The organism is Virgisporangium aliadipatigenens, assembly GCF_016863615.1.
GTDB classification, from domain to species: Bacteria; Actinomycetota; Actinomycetes; order Mycobacteriales; family Micromonosporaceae; genus Virgisporangium; species Virgisporangium aliadipatigenens.
The window spans coordinates 268,276-284,280 of the sequence record NZ_BOPF01000002.1 but is presented as its reverse complement, the minus strand read 5'-3'; the positions used below and the strand labels follow the sequence as shown (position 1 = coordinate 284,280).

Here is a 16,005-nt window from a genome sequence, read left to right as displayed (position 1 = left end):
GCATGATCAGCCGTGTGGAGTCCGCCGCCGCCACCCGCCGCGCCCTCGTCGACGCGGCCGCCGAACTCCTCGACGAGGGCGGCCCCAGCGCGGTGACCCTGCGCGAGGTGGGCGCCCGAGCCGGAGTGAGCCGCGGCGCCCCGTACAAGCACTTCGCCGACAAGGAGAGCCTGCTCAGCGCGGTGGCGATCGAGGCGTGGGAACGCAACATCGCCGGGCAGCGGGCCCTGCGCGCGGACGCCGCGCTCGCACCGGTCGACCGGCTCCGCGCCGCGCTCACCGCCCTCATCGCGGTCGGACGGCAGCAGCCGCACCTGTTCCAGCAGATGTTCACGATCCCGTCCGGCGACCCGGCCGCGGTGGCCCGCGTGGCGCAGCGCAGCCAGGACGAGTTCCTCGCGATGGTGGCCGCCGTCGTCGGCGAACGGGACGCCCGCCGCTACGGCGCACTGCTGCTGGCCGGCGCGCACGGCGTCACGGCGATGGAGGTCAGCGGCCACCTCTCCACCGACAAGTGGCGCGTCACCGCCGAGGAGCTCGTCACCCACCTGGTGGAACTGGTCGCCACCACCGCGCCGGCGGCCGAACCGGCGACTTGACGCGTGCGGCTAGGTCTCATAGCTTTGCAGCTATGGTTCGTAGCCAGCGGCGGGCCGGGCTGTCGACCGACGCCGTCGTCGACGCCGCGCTCGCGATCGTCGACGAGCAGGGCCGGCTCGACGCGTTGACGTTCGCGGCCGTGGCCGCCCGGACCCAGGTGGCGGCGCCGTCGCTGTACAAGCACGTCGCGAGCGTCGCCGAGCTGCGCACACTGGTCGCCCGGCGGGTCATGGACGACATGACCGCGCGCTTCACCGCCGCCGTCGTGGGCCGCAGCGGGGACGACGCCGTCACCCGCCTCATGCACGCCTACCGGGCCTACGCGGTGGCGTTCCCCGCGCGGTACGCCGCCGTGCCGGCCGACCCGCTGCACGACCCGGCCCTCGTCGAGGCCGGCACCCGCCTGCTGAACGTCTTCCTCGCGGTGCTGCGCGGCTACGGCCTCGAAGGAGCGGCCGCCGTGCACGCCGTCCGGGCGGCGCGCTCCATCGCGCACGGCTTCGCCACCATCGAGACCGCCGGCGGGTTCGGCCTGCCGCAGGAGCTCGACGAGACCTACGAGCGCCTCATCCGCATGTTCACCCGGAGCCTCTGAACGCCGGGTCCGATCGCCGCCAGACACCGACGCACCCGGCGCACGACGATCGTCGGCATGCACACTCTCGACGGAAAAGTAGCGCTCGTGACCGGCGGCGGCCGGGGCATCGGCGCGGCGGTGGTACGGCGGCTGGCCCGCGACGGGGCCGAGGTCGCGTTCACCTTCCAGGACGACGAGCGGCGCGCCGACGCCGTCGTGGACGAGGTGACCACAGCCGGCGGCCGCGCCACGGCGGTCCGCGCGGACAGTGCGGATCCCGGCGCGCCGGTCGATGCGGTCGAACGGGTCGTCGCCGCCCACGGTCGCATCGACATCCTGGTCAACAACGCCGGGGCATTCCTGCTCGGCCCCCTGGCGGAGCTGAGCCTGGCGGAGTTCGAACAGACGGTCGCCGTCAACGTCCGCGCGCCGTTCCTCGCCTCGCAGGCGGCCGCGCGGCACATGTCGGCGGGCGGCCGCATCGTGACGATCGGCAGCAACATGGCCGAACGCACGGTCTTCCCCGGCTTCGCGCTGTACGCGATGAGCAAGACCGCGCTCATCGGGCTCACCAAGGCACTCGGTCGCGAACTGGGCCCGCGCGCCATCACGGTCAACCTCGTCAACCCGGGCCCCACCGACACCGACCTGAACCCGGCCGACGGCCCGAACGCGGCCGTCATCAACGGGTTCACGGCGCTCGGCCACTACGCGGCGCCGGACGACATCGCGGCGACGGTGGCGTTCCTCGCCGGCCCGGACGCCCGCTACATCACCGGCGCCACGGTGAACGTCGACGGCGGCTTCACGGCCTGACCACGACCGCCACGCCCGCGTCCCGCAGCAGGTCGGCGAGCAGCTCCATCGGCGCCGGCCGGCCGGTCAGCCCGGTGGTGATCAGCTCCTCGTGGCGGGCGAGCGCTTCCGGGATCGACGTGGCCGCAACGTGCCGCAGCGCCTGGACGGTCCGCAGCTTCGTGGCGGTCGCCGGGTCGACGGTCAGGCGGGTCAGCCCGTCGCGGGCGACCAGCGCGGCGCGCACGTCCTCGGGCGGTTCGCCCCACCCGTCGACCACCTCGGCCGCACCGCACGCGCCGCACCGGGTCTCCACGGCCCACGCGGTGCGGTTGAGGCGAGGCTCGGCACGCTCGGAGACGACGGGCCGCACCGGCGCGCCGCAGGTCGCGCACGCGTCGGTCACGGGTGGCCGTGCGAGAGCAGCGCATCGACGCGTTCGCGCAGCTCGCCGTCGTCCGGGAACCACACCTGCGCGAGCGTCGTGCCGGTGCCCCGCACGACGGCGAGCTCCACGGTCAGCTGAACGTCGCCGGCGAGCGCCACACTCGCCCAGGTGTCGGGGTCGTCGGCGTCGGTGGCGGCCAGCTCCTTGTCCAGAGCGGCGTGGTCCGCGTCGTCGAACGTCCGGCCGGCCAGCGCCGCCAGCGACGCCACGAACGCGGGCACGGCGGAGTCGTGGACCCAGCCCGCTATCGCGGTGAAGCCCCCGGCCGCCCTCGCGCCCACGCCCATCTCGACAGCCTAGGCCAATCCCGGTCCTCAGCGCACCGACGATGATCTACTTCGTGGCCGTTCAGGCCCAGACGGCGACGGCGTCCAGGGCGTCGACGACCTGGCGCCAGCGGCGTTCGACCCGCATCGCGTCGAGGTCGCGGATCTGCCGACGCGCCTTCCGTCCGGCCAGCGGCTGGTCGGCCTGGCGCATCAGGTCGTCGACCCGGCCGAGCAGCCGCTCCGGTGCGAGTTCGCGCAGGACGTCGGTGAGCGCGAACGCCGTGGCGATGTCCAGCGCGACGGAATAGCCGGCGATGAAAAGGTTCGGGAGCCAGCGCTCCGGCGGGTACTCGAACGAGTACAGCAACACGTCGAAGTCCACGACGTCCTCGGGGTCCGGCGCGACGGCCGCGTCGGTCAGCTGCGCGCGGAGGTCGCTCCACTGTGGATGGTCGGCGAGCGGGTGCCCGTTCGAGCGCACGACGTGGCGCAGCATCTCCATCGGCGAGCGGAACAGCAGGAGGCCGCCGTCGCGTTCCAGAAAGGCGACGTAGTCGGGGTCGTCCTCGTCCTCGAACCGCATCGTGCTGCCGTCGATGCCGGAGGGCAGGGAGAGCCGCATCGCGTGCATCGGCAGGGTCGTCACGGGAACCTGCCCCGCCGGCACCGGCGCTCCCCCGGCCGGCGCGCCCTCCCGGCGCGACACGGCGGCCGCGCTGCCCCGGCGCCCGGCGGCGGATGGCGCCGCCGGGGCGCGGGTGCGTGGGAGGCCGGGTGCCGCGGGCGCCTCCGGGCGGCGCGCCGGGCCCGATCCCTCCGGACCCCAGGCGCCGGGCGCATCCGGCCGCCACACCGCCGGCGCCGCCTGGCGGTCCTCAGCGGCCTGTGGGGCGCCGTGGCGGGCGGCGGCGAGGCTGCCCTCCGCGACGACCAGTTCGGGCTGCTCGAGCGCGTACGGCGCGATCCCGAGCGACCGGTGCAGCAGCGTGGCGACGGCCGGCATCCGGCTGGCTCCGCCGACGAGGAACACCCCGGCGACGTCGGCGGCGGTTGTGCCGGCCCGGCGCAGCGTCGCACGGGTGACGTCCACCGTGCGGCGCAGCAGCCGCCCGGCCAGTTGCTCGACCTGTTCCCGGCCGAGGGTGGCCTCCTCGTCGAGCCCGCTCAGGAAGACCACGGTCGAACCGGTGCGGGACAGCAGTTCCTTGGCCGTTCGCACGTCGTCCCACAGCTGGCGGCGGTCGCGGCGCTCGGCCGGCGTGCGCGGCTCCTCCAGCCGGGCCCAGACCTCCGGCTGCCGCACGCCCAGCACCGCGCCGAAGTAGTCCACCAGGGCGGCGTCGACGTCGAGCCCGCCGACGTCGGGCAGCCCGTCGGAGACCAGGACGGTGAAGCCCTCCGGTTCCCGGCGCACGACGCTGACGTCGAACGTTCCCGCGCCCAGGTCGTACACGACGACGGCCTGGCCGGGCGCCACGGCGACGTCCGGCTGGTGCAGGAAGTGCGCGGCGGCCGCGATCGGTTCCTCGACGAGCCGCACCGCCCCGAACCCGGCCGCGGCGGCCGCGTCGCGCAGCACCTGCCGTCGGGTGTTCCCCCAGCCGGCCGGGCAGGTCAGCACCACCTCGTCGAGCGGCGCCCCGCCGACGGTGCGGTGCGCCTCGGCGGCGACCGTGCGCACGACCGCCGCGATCAACGCCGTCACGGGCACCTCGTCCGTGCCGAGCAGCACGGTGCCCTCGTCGATGCCGCGCTTCGGGTTCGGCTCGTAGCGGGCCGGGTCGCGGCGGGCGCTGTGCACGGCGGCCCGGCCCACGAGGAGGCCGCCGTCGGTGTCGAGGTACACGGCCGAGGGCAGCAGCGGCGAGCCGTCGAACAGCAACGGCCGAGCCGGCCCGTCCGGACGGGCCAGGACCGCGACGGTGTTGGAGGTGCCGTAGTCGATCCCGAGCAGATAGCCGCGGCTCATCAGCGGCATTCTACGAGCGCGCCGAACCGTCGAGGCGGGCCTCCGGTAGGGCTGACCGCACCGATGATCCGGAGGCGGGCAGGCGTGTCCCGTGCCGGCGCGCGCGGGAGCGTCATGGGCATGGATACCAGGCCTCCCGGCGCGGTGCGCGCCGCTTTTCTCCTCTGGCTCGCCGCGATCGGCGCGGGCGCGTTCGAGACGGTTCTCGTGGTGGCGTCCGGCGAGGCGGGTGGCGGCGCCGTCGCGGGTGTCGCGGTGCGCGGCACGGTGTTCGTGGTCGCGACCGTCCTGGCGGTGCGGATGCGTGCCGGGCGCCCGTGGGCCCGCTGGGCCCTGACCGGGCTGCTCGGCGTGTTCGGGACGCTCTCCCTGGTCGTCGGGCCGCTGTCGTGGATGCTCTCCGGGAACTCGCCCGTGGCGTGGGCCGCCGCGGCACCGGCGCTCGACCTGGTCTTCGCCGGCAGTCGGGTGGTGCACGTGGCGGCCGTGCTCGCGGCGTGCGTGCTGATGTTCGTGCCGGCGGCGCGCGGGTGGTTCCGCCCGCCGGCGGGGTCGCTCCCACCGGCGGGCGGGCCCGCTCAGCCCAGGAGGGCGGCGTAGCGGTCCAGGTACAGCGGCCAGCCGTCGGGGGCGTCGACGCCGTCGCGCAGGCCCTCCCAGCCGGGACCGTGCCGGTCGATGTGCCGGTGTTCGAGCACCACCCTGGTGCGCCCGGGTTCCTCGGCCACGAACGTCACCTCGACCTCGCTGGCGTTCGCCTCGTCGGTCTCCAGTTGCCAGGTCGGGCCGATGTCCCAGCTGAACACCAGCCGGCTCGGCGGCTCGAACGCGAGCACCCGGGCCCACCGGCACTCGGTCCCGTCCGGTGCCCGGTCGTAGATGTGCCCGCCGACCCTCGGCTCGAACACGGTCTCGACCTTCTCGGCGCCCAGCAGGTTGTGCTCGACCGGCTTGATCTCGCCGAAGCGCTCGGTGAACACCGCGAACGCCCGCTCGATCGGCGCGGCGACGACGAGTTCGCGGCGCACCACGGTTGCCGAAGCTGTCATGACTTCTCCTCGTTCGGTTCCTCTACGACGTCCTGAAAACCGTCCAGCGCGCGGCGCCAGAACGTGTCCAGTTGGTCCCGCAGCGCGGCGACGCCCGCGGGGTTGAGCCGGTAGACCCGGCGGGTGCCGGCCGCGCGGTCCTCGACGAGGCCGGCGTCCTTGAGCACCTTCAGGTGCTGGGAGACCGCCGGACGGCTGATCGGCAGCAGCTCGGCCAGCTCCCCCACGGCCCGGGGCCGCTCGGCGAGGCACTCGACGATGGCGCGTCGGGTCGGGTCGCCCAGCGCGTCCCAGCCCTCGCCCGTTTGGTAAGTACCCACGAACGGTAAGCTACGACTTACCAATGAACGCCGTCAAGCCCGACGCCCGAAAGTTCCCGGCATCGACACGGCCGTCCGATTCAAAGCGGCGATCAGCCCCGGAACGCCTGCTCGGAGGGGGTGTCGACGGCGTTCGCACCCCCCGGGTGGATGTCGGATTGCCGGGCCGCGAGGCGTGCGGTCGACACGGCCGCTACTGTCTGTCCTGTGGAGTGGACGCGATCGCGGAGGTTGCGGTCGGGCACTTCGCAGAAGGCAAGGAGGAACGGGTGGCAAGCGGCACCGTGAAGTGGTTCAACTCCGAAAAGGGTTACGGCTTCATTCAGCAGGACGGCGGCGGAGCCGACGTTTTTGTGCACTATTCGGCGATCACCGGCAACGGCTACCGCGAACTGGCCGAGGGCCAGAAGGTGGAGTTCGAGGTCACTCAGGGCCAGAAGGGCCCTCAGGCGGCCAACGTCCGGGCCCTTTAGGACGCAGTGCTCTTTTCGGATCACAGTCTTGTAGGGAAATAGGAGCGGCCGCCGCGGGAGACCCCCACGGCGGCCGCTCTTCTCACCTGGGCGTTACCAGCCCTGCAGTCCCGCTCCGTACGGATACAGCGGATTTCCGTACGTGGTGGGTACCGCCTGGCCGGCGTCGATGCGCGCCCGGATCTCGGCGCGCTGGGCAGCGGTCGCGCCGAGGTCGTACGGCAGGTCCCACTGCTCGTTGGCGTCGGCGGGCACATCGGTGCCGCCGGGCCTGAGCACCTGGTCGAGGCTGCGCGGCAACTGCCACGGCAGCTTCCCCCGCGGCGCGTAGTCGCCGAAGAGCAGGCTCGCCGCCGCCGGTCCCATCTCCTCGCCGCCCCGGTAGGTCACGACGATGGCGTCGGCGAGGTCGTTCCACTCGCTGATCACGTAGGGCCGGGGCATCACCAGCAGCACCACGACCGGGATCCCCTGGTTCTTGAAGTTGCGGATCACGGCCAGCTGGTCGGCGGGCAGGTAGGGCTGCTCCTTGGTCCACGCCGTCGCGTGCGTGTAGGAGGGCTCGCCGACCGCGACGACGGCGAGCTTCGGATTGGGGCCGGTGTCCTGGTGGACGTTCACCCCGGCGGTGGCCGCCCGGGACCTGATCGCCCCGAGGAACGTCTGCGACCCGTACTCCTGGTGGAAGTAGCTGGTCCAGACGCAGCACGCGAGACCGTCGTCCGCGCGCGGGCCGGCGACGACGATGTTGTCGCCCGCGGCGAGCCGCATCGGCAGCACGCCGTTGTTCTTCAGCACGGTCATCGACGATCGCGCCGCCTGGTCGGCCAGGGCGGCCATCGCCGGCGTGTGCTGCCGGTACGGGCCGTTGACCGGGTCGCCGTAGGGGTTCTCGAAGAGCCCCATCCGGAACTTGAGGCGCAGCACCCGCCGCACCGCGTCGTCGATGCGGGCGGCGGGGACGTTCGCGATGAACGTGGCCATCGAGAAGCCCGCCGCACCCGGATCGGCACCGCCCATCACGTCGGAACCCGCCTTGGCGGCCCCCACCCAGGAGCCCGAGGGCAGCCAGTCGGTCGTGATGAGGCCGGTGAAGCCGAGGTTCTGGCGCAGGTAGTTGAGGATCGGCGCACTGTCGCCGGCCCCCGGCCCACCCGGGTCGAGGAACGAACTCCCGGCGTAGCCCGGCATGATGTTCACCGCGCCCGCTTCCATCGCCGCCCGGAACGGGATCATGTGGTACTTGATCGTGACGGCGTCGTACACGATCAGTGCCTCCCCGCCGGCCCCCTCACCCGGCCAGTGCTTCACGGTCGCCAGCACCGAACGGGGATTCAGCTCCGGCCCGCCCTGCATCCCGGCGACCATCGCCCGGACCTGGGCGGCGGCCACGTCGGCGTTCTCCCCGTTCCCCTCCTGGATCCGGGGGTAGATCACCTTCGTGCCGACCTCGGCGAGCGGGCCCAGCACGCCGCGGGTGCCCACCTCCAACTGCTCCCGCCGCTGCATGTCGGCGAGCCGGTAGTCCAGCGCGTAGTCCCGGCCGGCGGCCAGCGCGCTCTGGGTCGGATACGTCGTCTTGTAGCCGTGGATGGTGTCCCCGGCGGAGACGAACGGGATGCCCAGCCGCGTGGCCGCCGACGCGCGCAGGAAGCGGTCGAGGTCGGGTGCCTCGGCCGGCCCGAAGTGCCAGCCCGCCTGCGGGAACGCCTGGGCGTTGTAGAACATCTGGTAGGCCTTCTCCTCGGCGGTCATCCGCCCGAGAAGGTCGTTGACGCGGGTCTCGACCGGCTGCCGCCAGTCCTCGTAGGGCTCGATCGCGCCGTTGCGATTGGCGTCCCGCGCGCCGTTCACGGTCGGCACGTCGGTGGCGAGCGTCGGCACGTACACGCTGAACGTCCGGATGTTCGACGTGGTGGTGGCGCCGGAGCCCTGGACCGCCACGACGTACCACCGGTAGGTCCACCGGTCGGGCAGGTCCCACGTCGGCGTGTACGTGGTGCCGGTCGGCTCCGCGACCTTCGTGTACAGGTCGAGGAGGTTGCCCGGGGCGGTGAAGTCGTAGTCGATGCGGCTGACGTTGATCCAGAGCTGGTAGCGGACGGCTCCGGCGACGGCGTTCCAGCCGAACGCCGGCCGGCGGTTGGCGGTGAGCATGGCGTTGTCGGCCGGTGCCGTGACGGCGAACTGCCCCGTGGTGCCCGGCGGCCGGGTGGGAGCCGACAGGAGCGGCGGCGTGTTCGCCGACGTGTCGACCGTGCCGCGCACCTCCAGTTCCCAGAGGGAGTAGCCGTATCCGGTGGCCCGCGCCGTCCCGTACATCCGCAGGTACCGCCCCGAACCGGTGACGGCGAGGTTCTCCACCCCGCCGCGGCCCGTGGTGGTGCTGTAGACGCTCGACCAGTTGGTGCCGTCGTTCGACACCTCGAGCCGGTAGGCCGTGGCGTACGCCGTCTCCCAGTTCAGGGTGACGCCGGTGATCTGTGCCGGGCCGCCCAGGTCGACGGAGATCCACTGCGGGTCGCTGTTCAGGCTGGCCCACCGCGTCGTGGTGCGGCCGTCCAGCGCGGCTCCCGGGGCGTTGCCCCCCTCGTGGGACGACGCCCTCACCGGCTGGAACCCGGAGATCACCGAGCCGGTGGGCCCGGTGCCGCCGCCGGTGGTGAACACCTGGAACGACCAGAGCGAGTAGCCGTAGGGCGTGCCGCGCGCGGTGCCGTTCATCCGGACGTAGCGGCCGGTCCCGGTGACGTCCAGGGTCTGGGTGCCCCCGGGGCCGGTGGTGGTCGTGTAGACGTTGCTCCACGAGGTGCCGTTGTCGGAGACCTGGAGCTGGAAGGCCGACGCGTACGCCGCCTCCCAGGCGAGGGTGACCCGGCAGATCGTCGCCGAGGTGCCGAGGTCGACCTGGAGCCACTGTGGGTCGGCGAAGACCGAGGACCACCGGGTACCAGGGTTGCCGTCCACGGCGGCCGCAGCGGCGACGTCAGGCCCCTCGGCGGAGGACGCCGTGGCGGTCCTCCCCTGGGCGGCGTCGGTCGTCCCGCAGGCCGTCCCGGTCGGCGTGTTCCCGAAGACCTGGAACTCGTAGAGCGAGTAGCCGTAGCCGGTGGCCCGGGCGGTGCCGTGCATGCGCACGTACCGCCCGGTCCCGGTGACGTTGAGCGTCTGGCTGCCGCCGGTGCCCGTGGTGGTGGAGTAGACCGGGCTCCAGGTGGTGCCGTTCTCCGACACCTGGATCTGGAACGCCGTCGCGTAGGCCGCCTCCCACTGGAGCACGACCTGGGTGATGCTCGCCGAGGCGCCGAGGTCGACCTGCAGCCATTGCGGGTCGGACGCGGCGCTCGACCAGCGGGAGCCCGCGACGCCGTCGAATGCGGCGGCGGCCGGGGTTCCCGCGTTCTCGGTGGAGGAAGCGGTGGCGGGCTTTCCTTGGGAAAGGAGGGTCGGAGCGGCCTCGGCGACCGGGGCGGCGGCCACCAAGGCAACTCCTGCCAGCACCGCCACCGCAGTCAGGAGACTGAGGCGGCGGGATTTCACGGGTAGTTCACCACCGTGCTCGGGACCGTGTCGGGCCGGACGGTGGGCACACCCGTGTCGTTGATGACGCGGTTGATGACGCCGTTGCCGCCGAGCGACACGGTCAGCAGCGAGTGGAACCGCACCGTGCTGCGGTTGGGCGCCTCGAAGCCGCGGTCGGCGACGACGTTCGGGTTGACGTTGAAGTAGCAGTAGCTGCCCAGGCCCCACGCCTCGTGCGTGGTGACGCTGTCGGCCACCTTGTACGCGGCGTACCCGTTGGCACCGGTGCGCCACGCGGCGTTGGACGGCGGGTCGTACGGCATCTCGTTCTGGAAGAAGATCGTCCGGCCGCCGTTGCCGTTCCAGATGACGTTGTACTTCTGGTAGTGCTCGACGAACAGCCCGAGCCCGGTGACGTTGTTGCCGTTGACGATGAGCCCGGTGTCGGCGGTGTTGACGTCCCAGCCGATGCCGGCGCCGTGGTCACCGCGCCACGCCCAGATGTGGTCGATCAGCGTGTCGTTGCTGTTGACCACGAGGCTGGTCGTCGACTTGCCGGCGAACGCGCCGCCGATCCGGAAGAACACGTCGTGGATCGAGGTCGGGTTCGAGGCGTGCGAGGCGGTCGAGCCGGGCGCGCCGATCTGCATGAGGATCGGCGAGTTGACCAGTCCGGCGTCGAAGAGGATCCCGGCGACCTTCACACCGTCCACATCGGACACCTGCATCGCGTTGACGCCGTTGTCCGGGATGATGGTCGGGTAGCCGATGCCGAGCACGACGGTGTTCGCGCGGGTGACGTTGATGGTCTGGTCGACGTGGTAGATCCCGGGTGTGAAGAGCAGGTGGAGTCCCTGCGCCAGCGCCGCGTTGATCTTCGCCGCCGTGTCCCCCGGCTTCGCCACGTAGAACTGGCTGAGCGGCAGCGAGGTGCCCGGGGTCTGACCGCCGGCCCACGAGGTGCCGGAGGTGTTGGTGCGGAACGACGGCACGAACACCCGGTACGCACCGGTGTTGTCGACGTACAGGTACGGCTTCTCGCGGTTGACCGGCGTCTGCGCGATGGTCGTGTAGACCGGGTTCGGGTAGGAGTTCGCCGGTGCGCCCTGCACGCCGGAGAACGTCATGTTCCACACGCCGTTGAGCCAGCCGCCGATCTGGCTGTCCCGGGTGAACCACTGCTGCTGGGAGTACGGCTGCACGGTGCCGCTGACCCGGGAGTCGGCGATGTAGCCGCCGCTGGCCCAGCCGTAGCCGTTCGGGGCGAGGTTGAGGTCGCCGTGGATGTCCATCCGCCGGAACGGCGCCGCCTGCGACACCGCCCAGCGGGTGAAGCCCGCCGACGGGTAGATGCTGAGGTTCTCGGCCGAACGCCAGAAGTTCTGCGTGGCGTTGCCCTGGAACCAGCCCGCGTCGACCGTGACGTCGCCGTTGATGCGCACGTCCTGCGGGTTCTGGCCGAGGCCCATGATGGACGTGTAGAAGCCGATCTGCGCGTTGAACCCGCTGTAGGTGCCGGGCTTGAACGCCAGCGCGTACCGGCGGGTGCCGAACTGATCGCTCTCCTGCTGCGCGAAGACCTGGTCCACGCGGGTCTGGATCGTGGCGCCGCTCATCGACGGGTCGAAGACGATGACGTTCGACCCGAGGTCGCCGCCGCCGGGGATCAGCGGGCCGGACGGGCTGGCGCTCGGGCTGGGCGAGGTCGGGCCGCCGGAGGTGTTCACCGTCAGCTCCCACAGTGAGTAGCCGTACGGCGTGCCCCGCGTGGTGCCGTAGACCCGCAGGTAGCGGCCGCTGCCGGTGACGTCGAGGTTCTGCACGCCGCCGAGGCCGGTGGTCGTGGTGTAGATCGTGGTCCAGGCGTTGCCGTCGCCGGAGACCTGGATCTGGAACGCCGACGCGTAGGCCGCCTCCCAGTTGAGCCCGACCTTGCAGACGTTCACCGTGGCGCCGAGGTCGACCTGCAGCCACGCCGGGTCGGCGAAGGTGGACGACCAGCGCGTGGTGGTGCTGCCGTCGACGGCGGCACTGGCCGGGACGCCGGCGTTCTCGGTCGAGCTGGCCGTCGCGGGGCGGCCCAGGGCCGCGTTGTCGGTGCCGCAGCCGCCGCCCGTGGAGACGTTCCCGTAGACCTGGAACTCCCAGAGCGAATAACCGTAAGCGGTCCCGCGGGCGGTGAGGGAGATGCGGACGTAGCGACCCGAGCCGGTGACGGCGAGGGTCTGGTTGCCGCCGGTGCCCGTGGTCGTGGAGTGGACGGTGGTCCAGGTCGATCCGTCATTGGAGACCTGGATCTGGAACGCGGTCGCGTAGGCCGCCTCCCAGTTGAGCACCACCTGGTCGATGGTGGCCGTGGCGCCGAGGTCGACCTGCAGCCACTGCGGGTCGGCGAACGTGCTCGACCAGCGCGTGCCGGTGTTGCCGTCGACGGCCGCGGAGGCCGGGACGCCGGCGTTCTCGGTGGTGGAAGCGGTGGCGGGCTTGCCCTGCGACAGCAGCGCGCTCGCCGCGTTCGCCTGGTTGGCGAGCACGACGAACGCGGATCCGAGCAGTAACGCGAAGACGGTGAGGACGGATGCCAGGATCCGGCGGCGGGCAGGACGTGAGACAGCGGGCATGAATGCTCCCTGGGCGGGGTGCTGGGGGTAATTGCCGGGGAGGCGGCCTCGCTCGACAGCGTTCCCCAACTTGAATTAACTGTCAATATAAGTATCGATGCGTGCCCCCGCCCCCGTCGAAGGTTCGACCGGGATGAGTCCTTGGGCTCTTGACGGACGGGTCCTCAGACCTTTAGATGACAGCATTGTTCAAGACCTGATGAAACCCTCCACGCGCCACCCACGCGTGTCAGGTACACCCCCCATTCAGAAGGGCCTACCGTGTCGAAACGGCACTTAGCAATGGCTGTCGCGGCCGTGCTCGCGGCCGCATCGCTCACCGCGTGCGGCGACGGCGCAGACTCCGGCTCGGACGGCAAGACGCTCACCTACTGGGCCAGCAACCAGGGGCCCAGCCTGGAGGCGGACAAGACGATCCTCCAGCCGGAACTGGACAAGTTCAAGCAGCAGACCGGTATCGAGGTCAAGGTCGAGGTCGTGCCCTGGTCCGACCTGCTCAACCGGCTGCTCGCCGCCGCCACCTCCGGCAAGGGCCCGGACGTGGTGAACATCGGCAACACCTGGTCGGCCTCGCTGCAGGCCACCGGCGCGTTCCTGCAGTTCGACGACGCCACGCTGGGTCAGGTCGGCGGCAAGGACCGCTTCGTGCCCGCCGCGCTGGCCGCCGCCGGCGCCGAGGGCAAGCCGCCGACGGCCGTGCCGATCTACAGCCTCTCCTACGCCCTGTACTACAACAAGAAGATGTTCGCCGAGGCCGGCATCGCCTCGCCGCCCACCACCTGGGCCGAACTCGCCGAGGCCGGCAAGAAGCTCACCAAGCCCAACCAGTGGGGCCTGGCCGTCGAGGGCTCCAACCCGTCGGAGAACGCGCACCACGCGTTCACGTTCAGCCAGCAGTACGGCGGCGCCTGGTTCGACAAGTCGGGCAAGGCCACCTTCGACACGCCGCAGAACGTCGCCGCCGTCAAGCGGTACGTCAACTTCATGGCCGGCGACAAGATCGTCAACCCGGGCAACGCCGAGTACGCGCAGAACCAGGCCGTGTCGGACTTCGCCAACGGCAAGGCCGCGATGCTGCTGTGGCAGGCGGCGGGCTCCTCGCTCAAGGCGCAGAACATGCCGGCCGACGCGTACGGCGTGGCGCCGGTGCCGTTCCTGGAGAACGCCCCCGCGGGCGGCAAGAAGGTGAACAGCATGGTCGCCGGCATCAACATGGCGGTCTTCAACTTCACCAAGAACAAGGACGGCGCGCTCAAGTTCGTCAAGTTCATGACGAGCGACGAGGAGCAGGTGCAGCTGAACAAGACCTATGGCTCGCTGCCCTCGGTCAAGCCCGCGGCGGCCGACCCGGCGTTCGCGGCGCCGGAGCAGAAGGTGCTCGCCGAGGTGCTCAACACCAGCGCCGCACCGCTGCCGCAGGTGGCGCAGGAGAGCCAGTTCGAGACGCTGGTCGGCGGCATCATCAAGGAACTGTTCGCCGACGCGGCCAGCGGCAAGCCGATCACCGACGAGGCGATCAAGACGAAGCTCAGCAACGCGCAGCAGCAGGTGAAGTGAGTAGTTCCGTTGTCGAGCGCTCCGCCGGGCAGCGACGCACGCTGCCCGGCGGGCCTCCCCCGCGTCGCCGCCGCCGGCCTTCCCTGCCGTATCTGCTGCTGATTCCCGCCCTGGTCCTCGAGCTCGGTGTGCACATCGTGCCGATGCTCGTCGGTATCTGGATGAGCCTGCTGGAGCTGACCCAGTTCCACATCCGGGACTGGTCGACCGCTCCGTTCGTCGGGTGGGAGAACTACCGGGTCACGCTCGACGTCGACTCCGCCGCCGGCAAGGAACTGCTGCACTCGTTCTGGGTCACCATCGTGTACACGGTCATCTCGGTGGCGCTGTCCTGGGTCATCGGCGTGACAGCCGCGGTCTTCACGCAGCGGCCGTTCCGCGGGCGGGCGTTCCTGCGGGCGCTGTTCCTCACGCCGTACGCGCTGCCGGCGTTCGCCGCCGTGATCATCTGGACGTTCATGTTCCAGCGCGACAACGGGCTGATCAACCACGTGCTCGTCGAACAGCTGCACCTGGTGGACGAGCCGCCGTTCTGGCTGATCGGGCCGAACAGCATCGTCGCCGTCATCGTCGTGACGGTCTGGAAGCTGTGGCCGTTCGCGTTCCTGTGCCTCATGGCCGGCCTGCAGAACGTGCCGACCGAGCTGTACGAGGCGGCGGCCATCGACGGCGCCGGGTTCTGGCGGCGGCTGCGTTCGGTCACGCTGCCGATGCTGCGGCCGGTCAACCGGGTGGTGCTGCTGGTGCTGTTCCTGTGGACGTTCAACGACTTCACCACGCCGTACGTGCTGTTCGGCGGTTCGGCTCCGCGGGAGGCCGATCTGGTGTCGGTGCACATCTACAAGAGTTCCTTCGTCACCTGGAACTTCGGGACGGGTTCGGCGATGTCGGTGGCGCTGTTGGCGTTCCTGCTCGTCGTGACGGCCGTCTATCTGCTGATCACCAACCGGAGGCGGTTCGATGCGTGAGTCCGCCGGCGAACGCTGGGCCCGACGCGTCGTGCTGACGGTGCTGGCGCTGTTCGTCCTGGTGCCGCTGTACGCGATGGTCTCCTCGGCGGCCAAGCCGCTGCAGGACGTGCAGGGCGTCTTCACCTGGATCCCGACGCATCCGACGGCGCAGGCGTTCGTCGACATGTGGAGCACCGTGCCGCTGGGCCGCTATCTGGTGAACAGCCTTCTCGTGTCGAGCGTGGCGGCCGTCATCTCGGTGGCGATCGCGATTCTGGCGGCGTTCGCGGTGAGCCGGTACCGGTTCCGGGGGCGGCAGCTCTTCTCGGTCACCGTGCTGTCGACGCAGATGTTCCCCGGGATCCTCTTCCTGCTCCCGCTGTTCCTGCTATTTGTCAACCTCGACAACACCCTCGGCACGTCGCTGTACGCCAGTCGCACCGGCTTGATCATCACGTACCTGACGTTCTCACTACCCTTCTCGATCTGGATGCTCGTCGGCTATTTCGATTCCATTCCGAGGGAACTGGACGAGGCCGCCGCGGTCGACGGAGCCGGGCCGATGCGCACGCTGTTCCGGGTGATCCTGCCGACGGCGGTACCCGGCATCGTCGCGGTGACCGTGTACGCGTTCATGACGGCGTGGGGCGAGGTGCTCTTCGCCTCCGTGATGACCGACGAGAACAGCCGCACCATCGCCGTCGGCCTCAAGGGCTACTCGACCCAGTCCCAGGTCTACTGGAACCAGGTGATGGCCGCCTCGCTGGTGGTCAGTGTGCCGGTGGTGGCCGGATTCCTTGCGCTGCAACGCTATTTCGTCGCGGGCCTGACCGCGGGTGCCGTGAAGTGACCATC

15 protein-coding genes are annotated in these 16,005 nt (G+C 71.1%); 8 read left to right on the top strand and 7 right to left on the bottom strand.

All coding sequences use genetic code 11. The features are described from left to right. Window positions 1–2 precede the first annotated feature (2 nt). From Val02_RS01900 to Val02_RS01890, 3 genes are read left to right on the top strand one after another with little or no spacing between them, the layout of a single operon-like run. A complete protein-coding gene (locus Val02_RS01900) occupies window positions 3–599 on the top strand; it encodes a TetR/AcrR family transcriptional regulator (RefSeq protein WP_239151556.1) in 597 nt (198 codons plus the stop codon). Between the two features lie 32 nt (window positions 600–631). After that, window positions 632–1,195 carry a TetR/AcrR family transcriptional regulator gene (locus tag Val02_RS01895; RefSeq protein ID WP_203897066.1) on the top strand — a complete coding sequence of 188 codons (564 nt, stop codon included), beginning with the start codon at window positions 632–634 and terminating at the stop codon, window positions 1,193–1,195. A gap of 57 nt (window positions 1,196–1,252) precedes the next feature. Beyond that, window positions 1,253–1,993 (top strand): SDR family NAD(P)-dependent oxidoreductase, encoded by a 741-nt coding sequence (locus Val02_RS01890; protein WP_203897065.1) that lies wholly within the window; start codon window positions 1,253–1,255, stop codon window positions 1,991–1,993. Here Val02_RS01890 and Val02_RS01885 read toward each other — a convergent pair. From Val02_RS01885 to Val02_RS48100, 3 genes are all read right to left on the bottom strand, one after another. Next, window positions 1,983–2,378 (bottom strand): hypothetical protein, encoded by a 396-nt coding sequence (locus tag Val02_RS01885; protein ID WP_203897064.1) that lies wholly within the window; start codon window positions 2,376–2,378, stop codon window positions 1,983–1,985. The two genes, Val02_RS01890 and Val02_RS01885, sit on opposite strands and share 11 nt — an antisense overlap. After that, window positions 2,375–2,707 (bottom strand): hypothetical protein, encoded by a 333-nt coding sequence (locus tag Val02_RS01880; RefSeq protein WP_203897063.1) that lies wholly within the window; start codon window positions 2,705–2,707, stop codon window positions 2,375–2,377. Before Val02_RS01880 ends, Val02_RS01885 begins: the two co-directional genes overlap by 4 nt. 61 nt (window positions 2,708–2,768) lie before the next feature. After that, complete coding sequence (locus Val02_RS48100; protein ID WP_275415532.1) at window positions 2,769–4,658, bottom strand: Hsp70 family protein; 1,890 nt, start codon at window positions 4,656–4,658, stop codon at window positions 2,769–2,771. A 120-nt stretch (window positions 4,659–4,778) separates the two neighbouring features. On the opposite strand from Val02_RS48100, the gene Val02_RS01870 reads away from it, so the two are divergent. Then, a complete protein-coding gene (locus tag Val02_RS01870; protein ID WP_203897061.1) occupies window positions 4,779–5,258 on the top strand; it encodes a hypothetical protein in 480 nt (159 codons plus the stop codon). On the opposite strand, the gene Val02_RS01865 is transcribed toward Val02_RS01870, so the two are convergent. Beyond that, a complete protein-coding gene (locus Val02_RS01865) occupies window positions 5,237–5,707 on the bottom strand; it encodes an SRPBCC family protein (RefSeq protein WP_203897060.1) in 471 nt (156 codons plus the stop codon). The two genes, Val02_RS01870 and Val02_RS01865, sit on opposite strands and share 22 nt — an antisense overlap. Beyond that, window positions 5,704–6,051 (bottom strand): ArsR/SmtB family transcription factor, encoded by a 348-nt coding sequence (locus Val02_RS01860; RefSeq protein WP_373317851.1) that lies wholly within the window; start codon window positions 6,049–6,051, stop codon window positions 5,704–5,706. Before Val02_RS01860 ends, Val02_RS01865 begins: the two co-directional genes overlap by 4 nt. A gap of 245 nt (window positions 6,052–6,296) precedes the next feature. Between Val02_RS01860 and Val02_RS01855 the strand changes: the two genes are divergently transcribed. Beyond that, window positions 6,297–6,500 carry a cold-shock protein gene (locus tag Val02_RS01855; RefSeq protein WP_203897519.1) on the top strand — a complete coding sequence of 68 codons (204 nt, stop codon included), beginning with the start codon at window positions 6,297–6,299 and terminating at the stop codon, window positions 6,498–6,500. A gap of 93 nt (window positions 6,501–6,593) precedes the next feature. Here the strand turns inward: Val02_RS01855 and Val02_RS01850 are convergent, their stop codons facing one another. Together Val02_RS01850 and Val02_RS01845 are read right to left on the bottom strand one after the other, a co-directional pair. Continuing rightward, complete coding sequence (locus Val02_RS01850; protein WP_239151542.1) at window positions 6,594–9,980, bottom strand: discoidin domain-containing protein; 3,387 nt, start codon at window positions 9,978–9,980, stop codon at window positions 6,594–6,596. A gap of 56 nt (window positions 9,981–10,036) precedes the next feature. Further along, the gene (locus tag Val02_RS01845) at window positions 10,037–12,643 is read right to left on the bottom strand and encodes a discoidin domain-containing protein (protein ID WP_203897058.1); all 2,607 of its coding nucleotides are present in this window, start codon (window positions 12,641–12,643) and stop codon (window positions 10,037–10,039) included. Between the two features lie 282 nt (window positions 12,644–12,925). Here Val02_RS01845 and Val02_RS01840 point away from each other — a divergent pair, with 282 nt between their 5' ends. Genes Val02_RS01840 through Val02_RS01830 form a run of 3 tightly spaced genes read left to right on the top strand, consistent with a single transcriptional unit; the run spans window position 12,926 to window position 16,000 of the window. Beyond that, window positions 12,926–14,200: an ABC transporter substrate-binding protein gene (locus Val02_RS01840; RefSeq protein WP_239151533.1), complete on the top strand. Its 1,275-nt coding sequence runs from the start codon at window positions 12,926–12,928 to the stop codon at window positions 14,198–14,200. Continuing rightward, entirely contained in the window at window positions 14,197–15,168 is a 972-nt protein-coding gene (locus Val02_RS01835) for a carbohydrate ABC transporter permease (RefSeq protein WP_239151522.1), read from the top strand. The genes Val02_RS01840 and Val02_RS01835 overlap by 4 nt, the downstream gene beginning before the upstream one ends. Next, window positions 15,161–16,000 carry a carbohydrate ABC transporter permease gene (locus tag Val02_RS01830; protein ID WP_203897056.1) on the top strand — a complete coding sequence of 280 codons (840 nt, stop codon included), beginning with the start codon at window positions 15,161–15,163 and terminating at the stop codon, window positions 15,998–16,000. The genes Val02_RS01835 and Val02_RS01830 overlap by 8 nt, the downstream gene beginning before the upstream one ends. Window positions 16,001–16,005: the final 5 nt, after the last annotated feature.

What these genes read in the sequence shown, in the direction of transcription:
- Val02_RS01900 (WP_239151556.1), top strand. Translation starts at nt 3, where the DNA reads ATGATCAGCCGTGTGGAGTCCGCCGCCGCCACCCGCCGCGCCCTCGTC.
- Val02_RS01895 (WP_203897066.1), top strand. Translation starts at nt 632, where the DNA reads ATGGTTCGTAGCCAGCGGCGGGCCGGGCTGTCGACCGACGCCGTCGTC.
- Val02_RS01890 (WP_203897065.1), top strand. Translation starts at nt 1,253, where the DNA reads ATGCACACTCTCGACGGAAAAGTAGCGCTCGTGACCGGCGGCGGCCGG.
- Val02_RS01880 (WP_203897063.1), bottom strand. Translation starts at nt 2,707, where the DNA reads ATGGGCGTGGGCGCGAGGGCGGCCGGGGGCTTCACCGCGATAGCGGGC.
- Val02_RS48100 (WP_275415532.1), bottom strand. Translation starts at nt 4,658, where the DNA reads ATGAGCCGCGGCTATCTGCTCGGGATCGACTACGGCACCTCCAACACC.
- Val02_RS01870 (WP_203897061.1), top strand. Translation starts at nt 4,779, where the DNA reads ATGGATACCAGGCCTCCCGGCGCGGTGCGCGCCGCTTTTCTCCTCTGG.
- Val02_RS01865 (WP_203897060.1), bottom strand. Translation starts at nt 5,707, where the DNA reads ATGACAGCTTCGGCAACCGTGGTGCGCCGCGAACTCGTCGTCGCCGCG.
- Val02_RS01845 (WP_203897058.1), bottom strand. Translation starts at nt 12,643, where the DNA reads ATGCCCGCTGTCTCACGTCCTGCCCGCCGCCGGATCCTGGCATCCGTC.
- Val02_RS01840 (WP_239151533.1), top strand. Translation starts at nt 12,926, where the DNA reads ATGGCTGTCGCGGCCGTGCTCGCGGCCGCATCGCTCACCGCGTGCGGC.
- Val02_RS01830 (WP_203897056.1), top strand. Translation starts at nt 15,161, where the DNA reads ATGCGTGAGTCCGCCGGCGAACGCTGGGCCCGACGCGTCGTGCTGACG.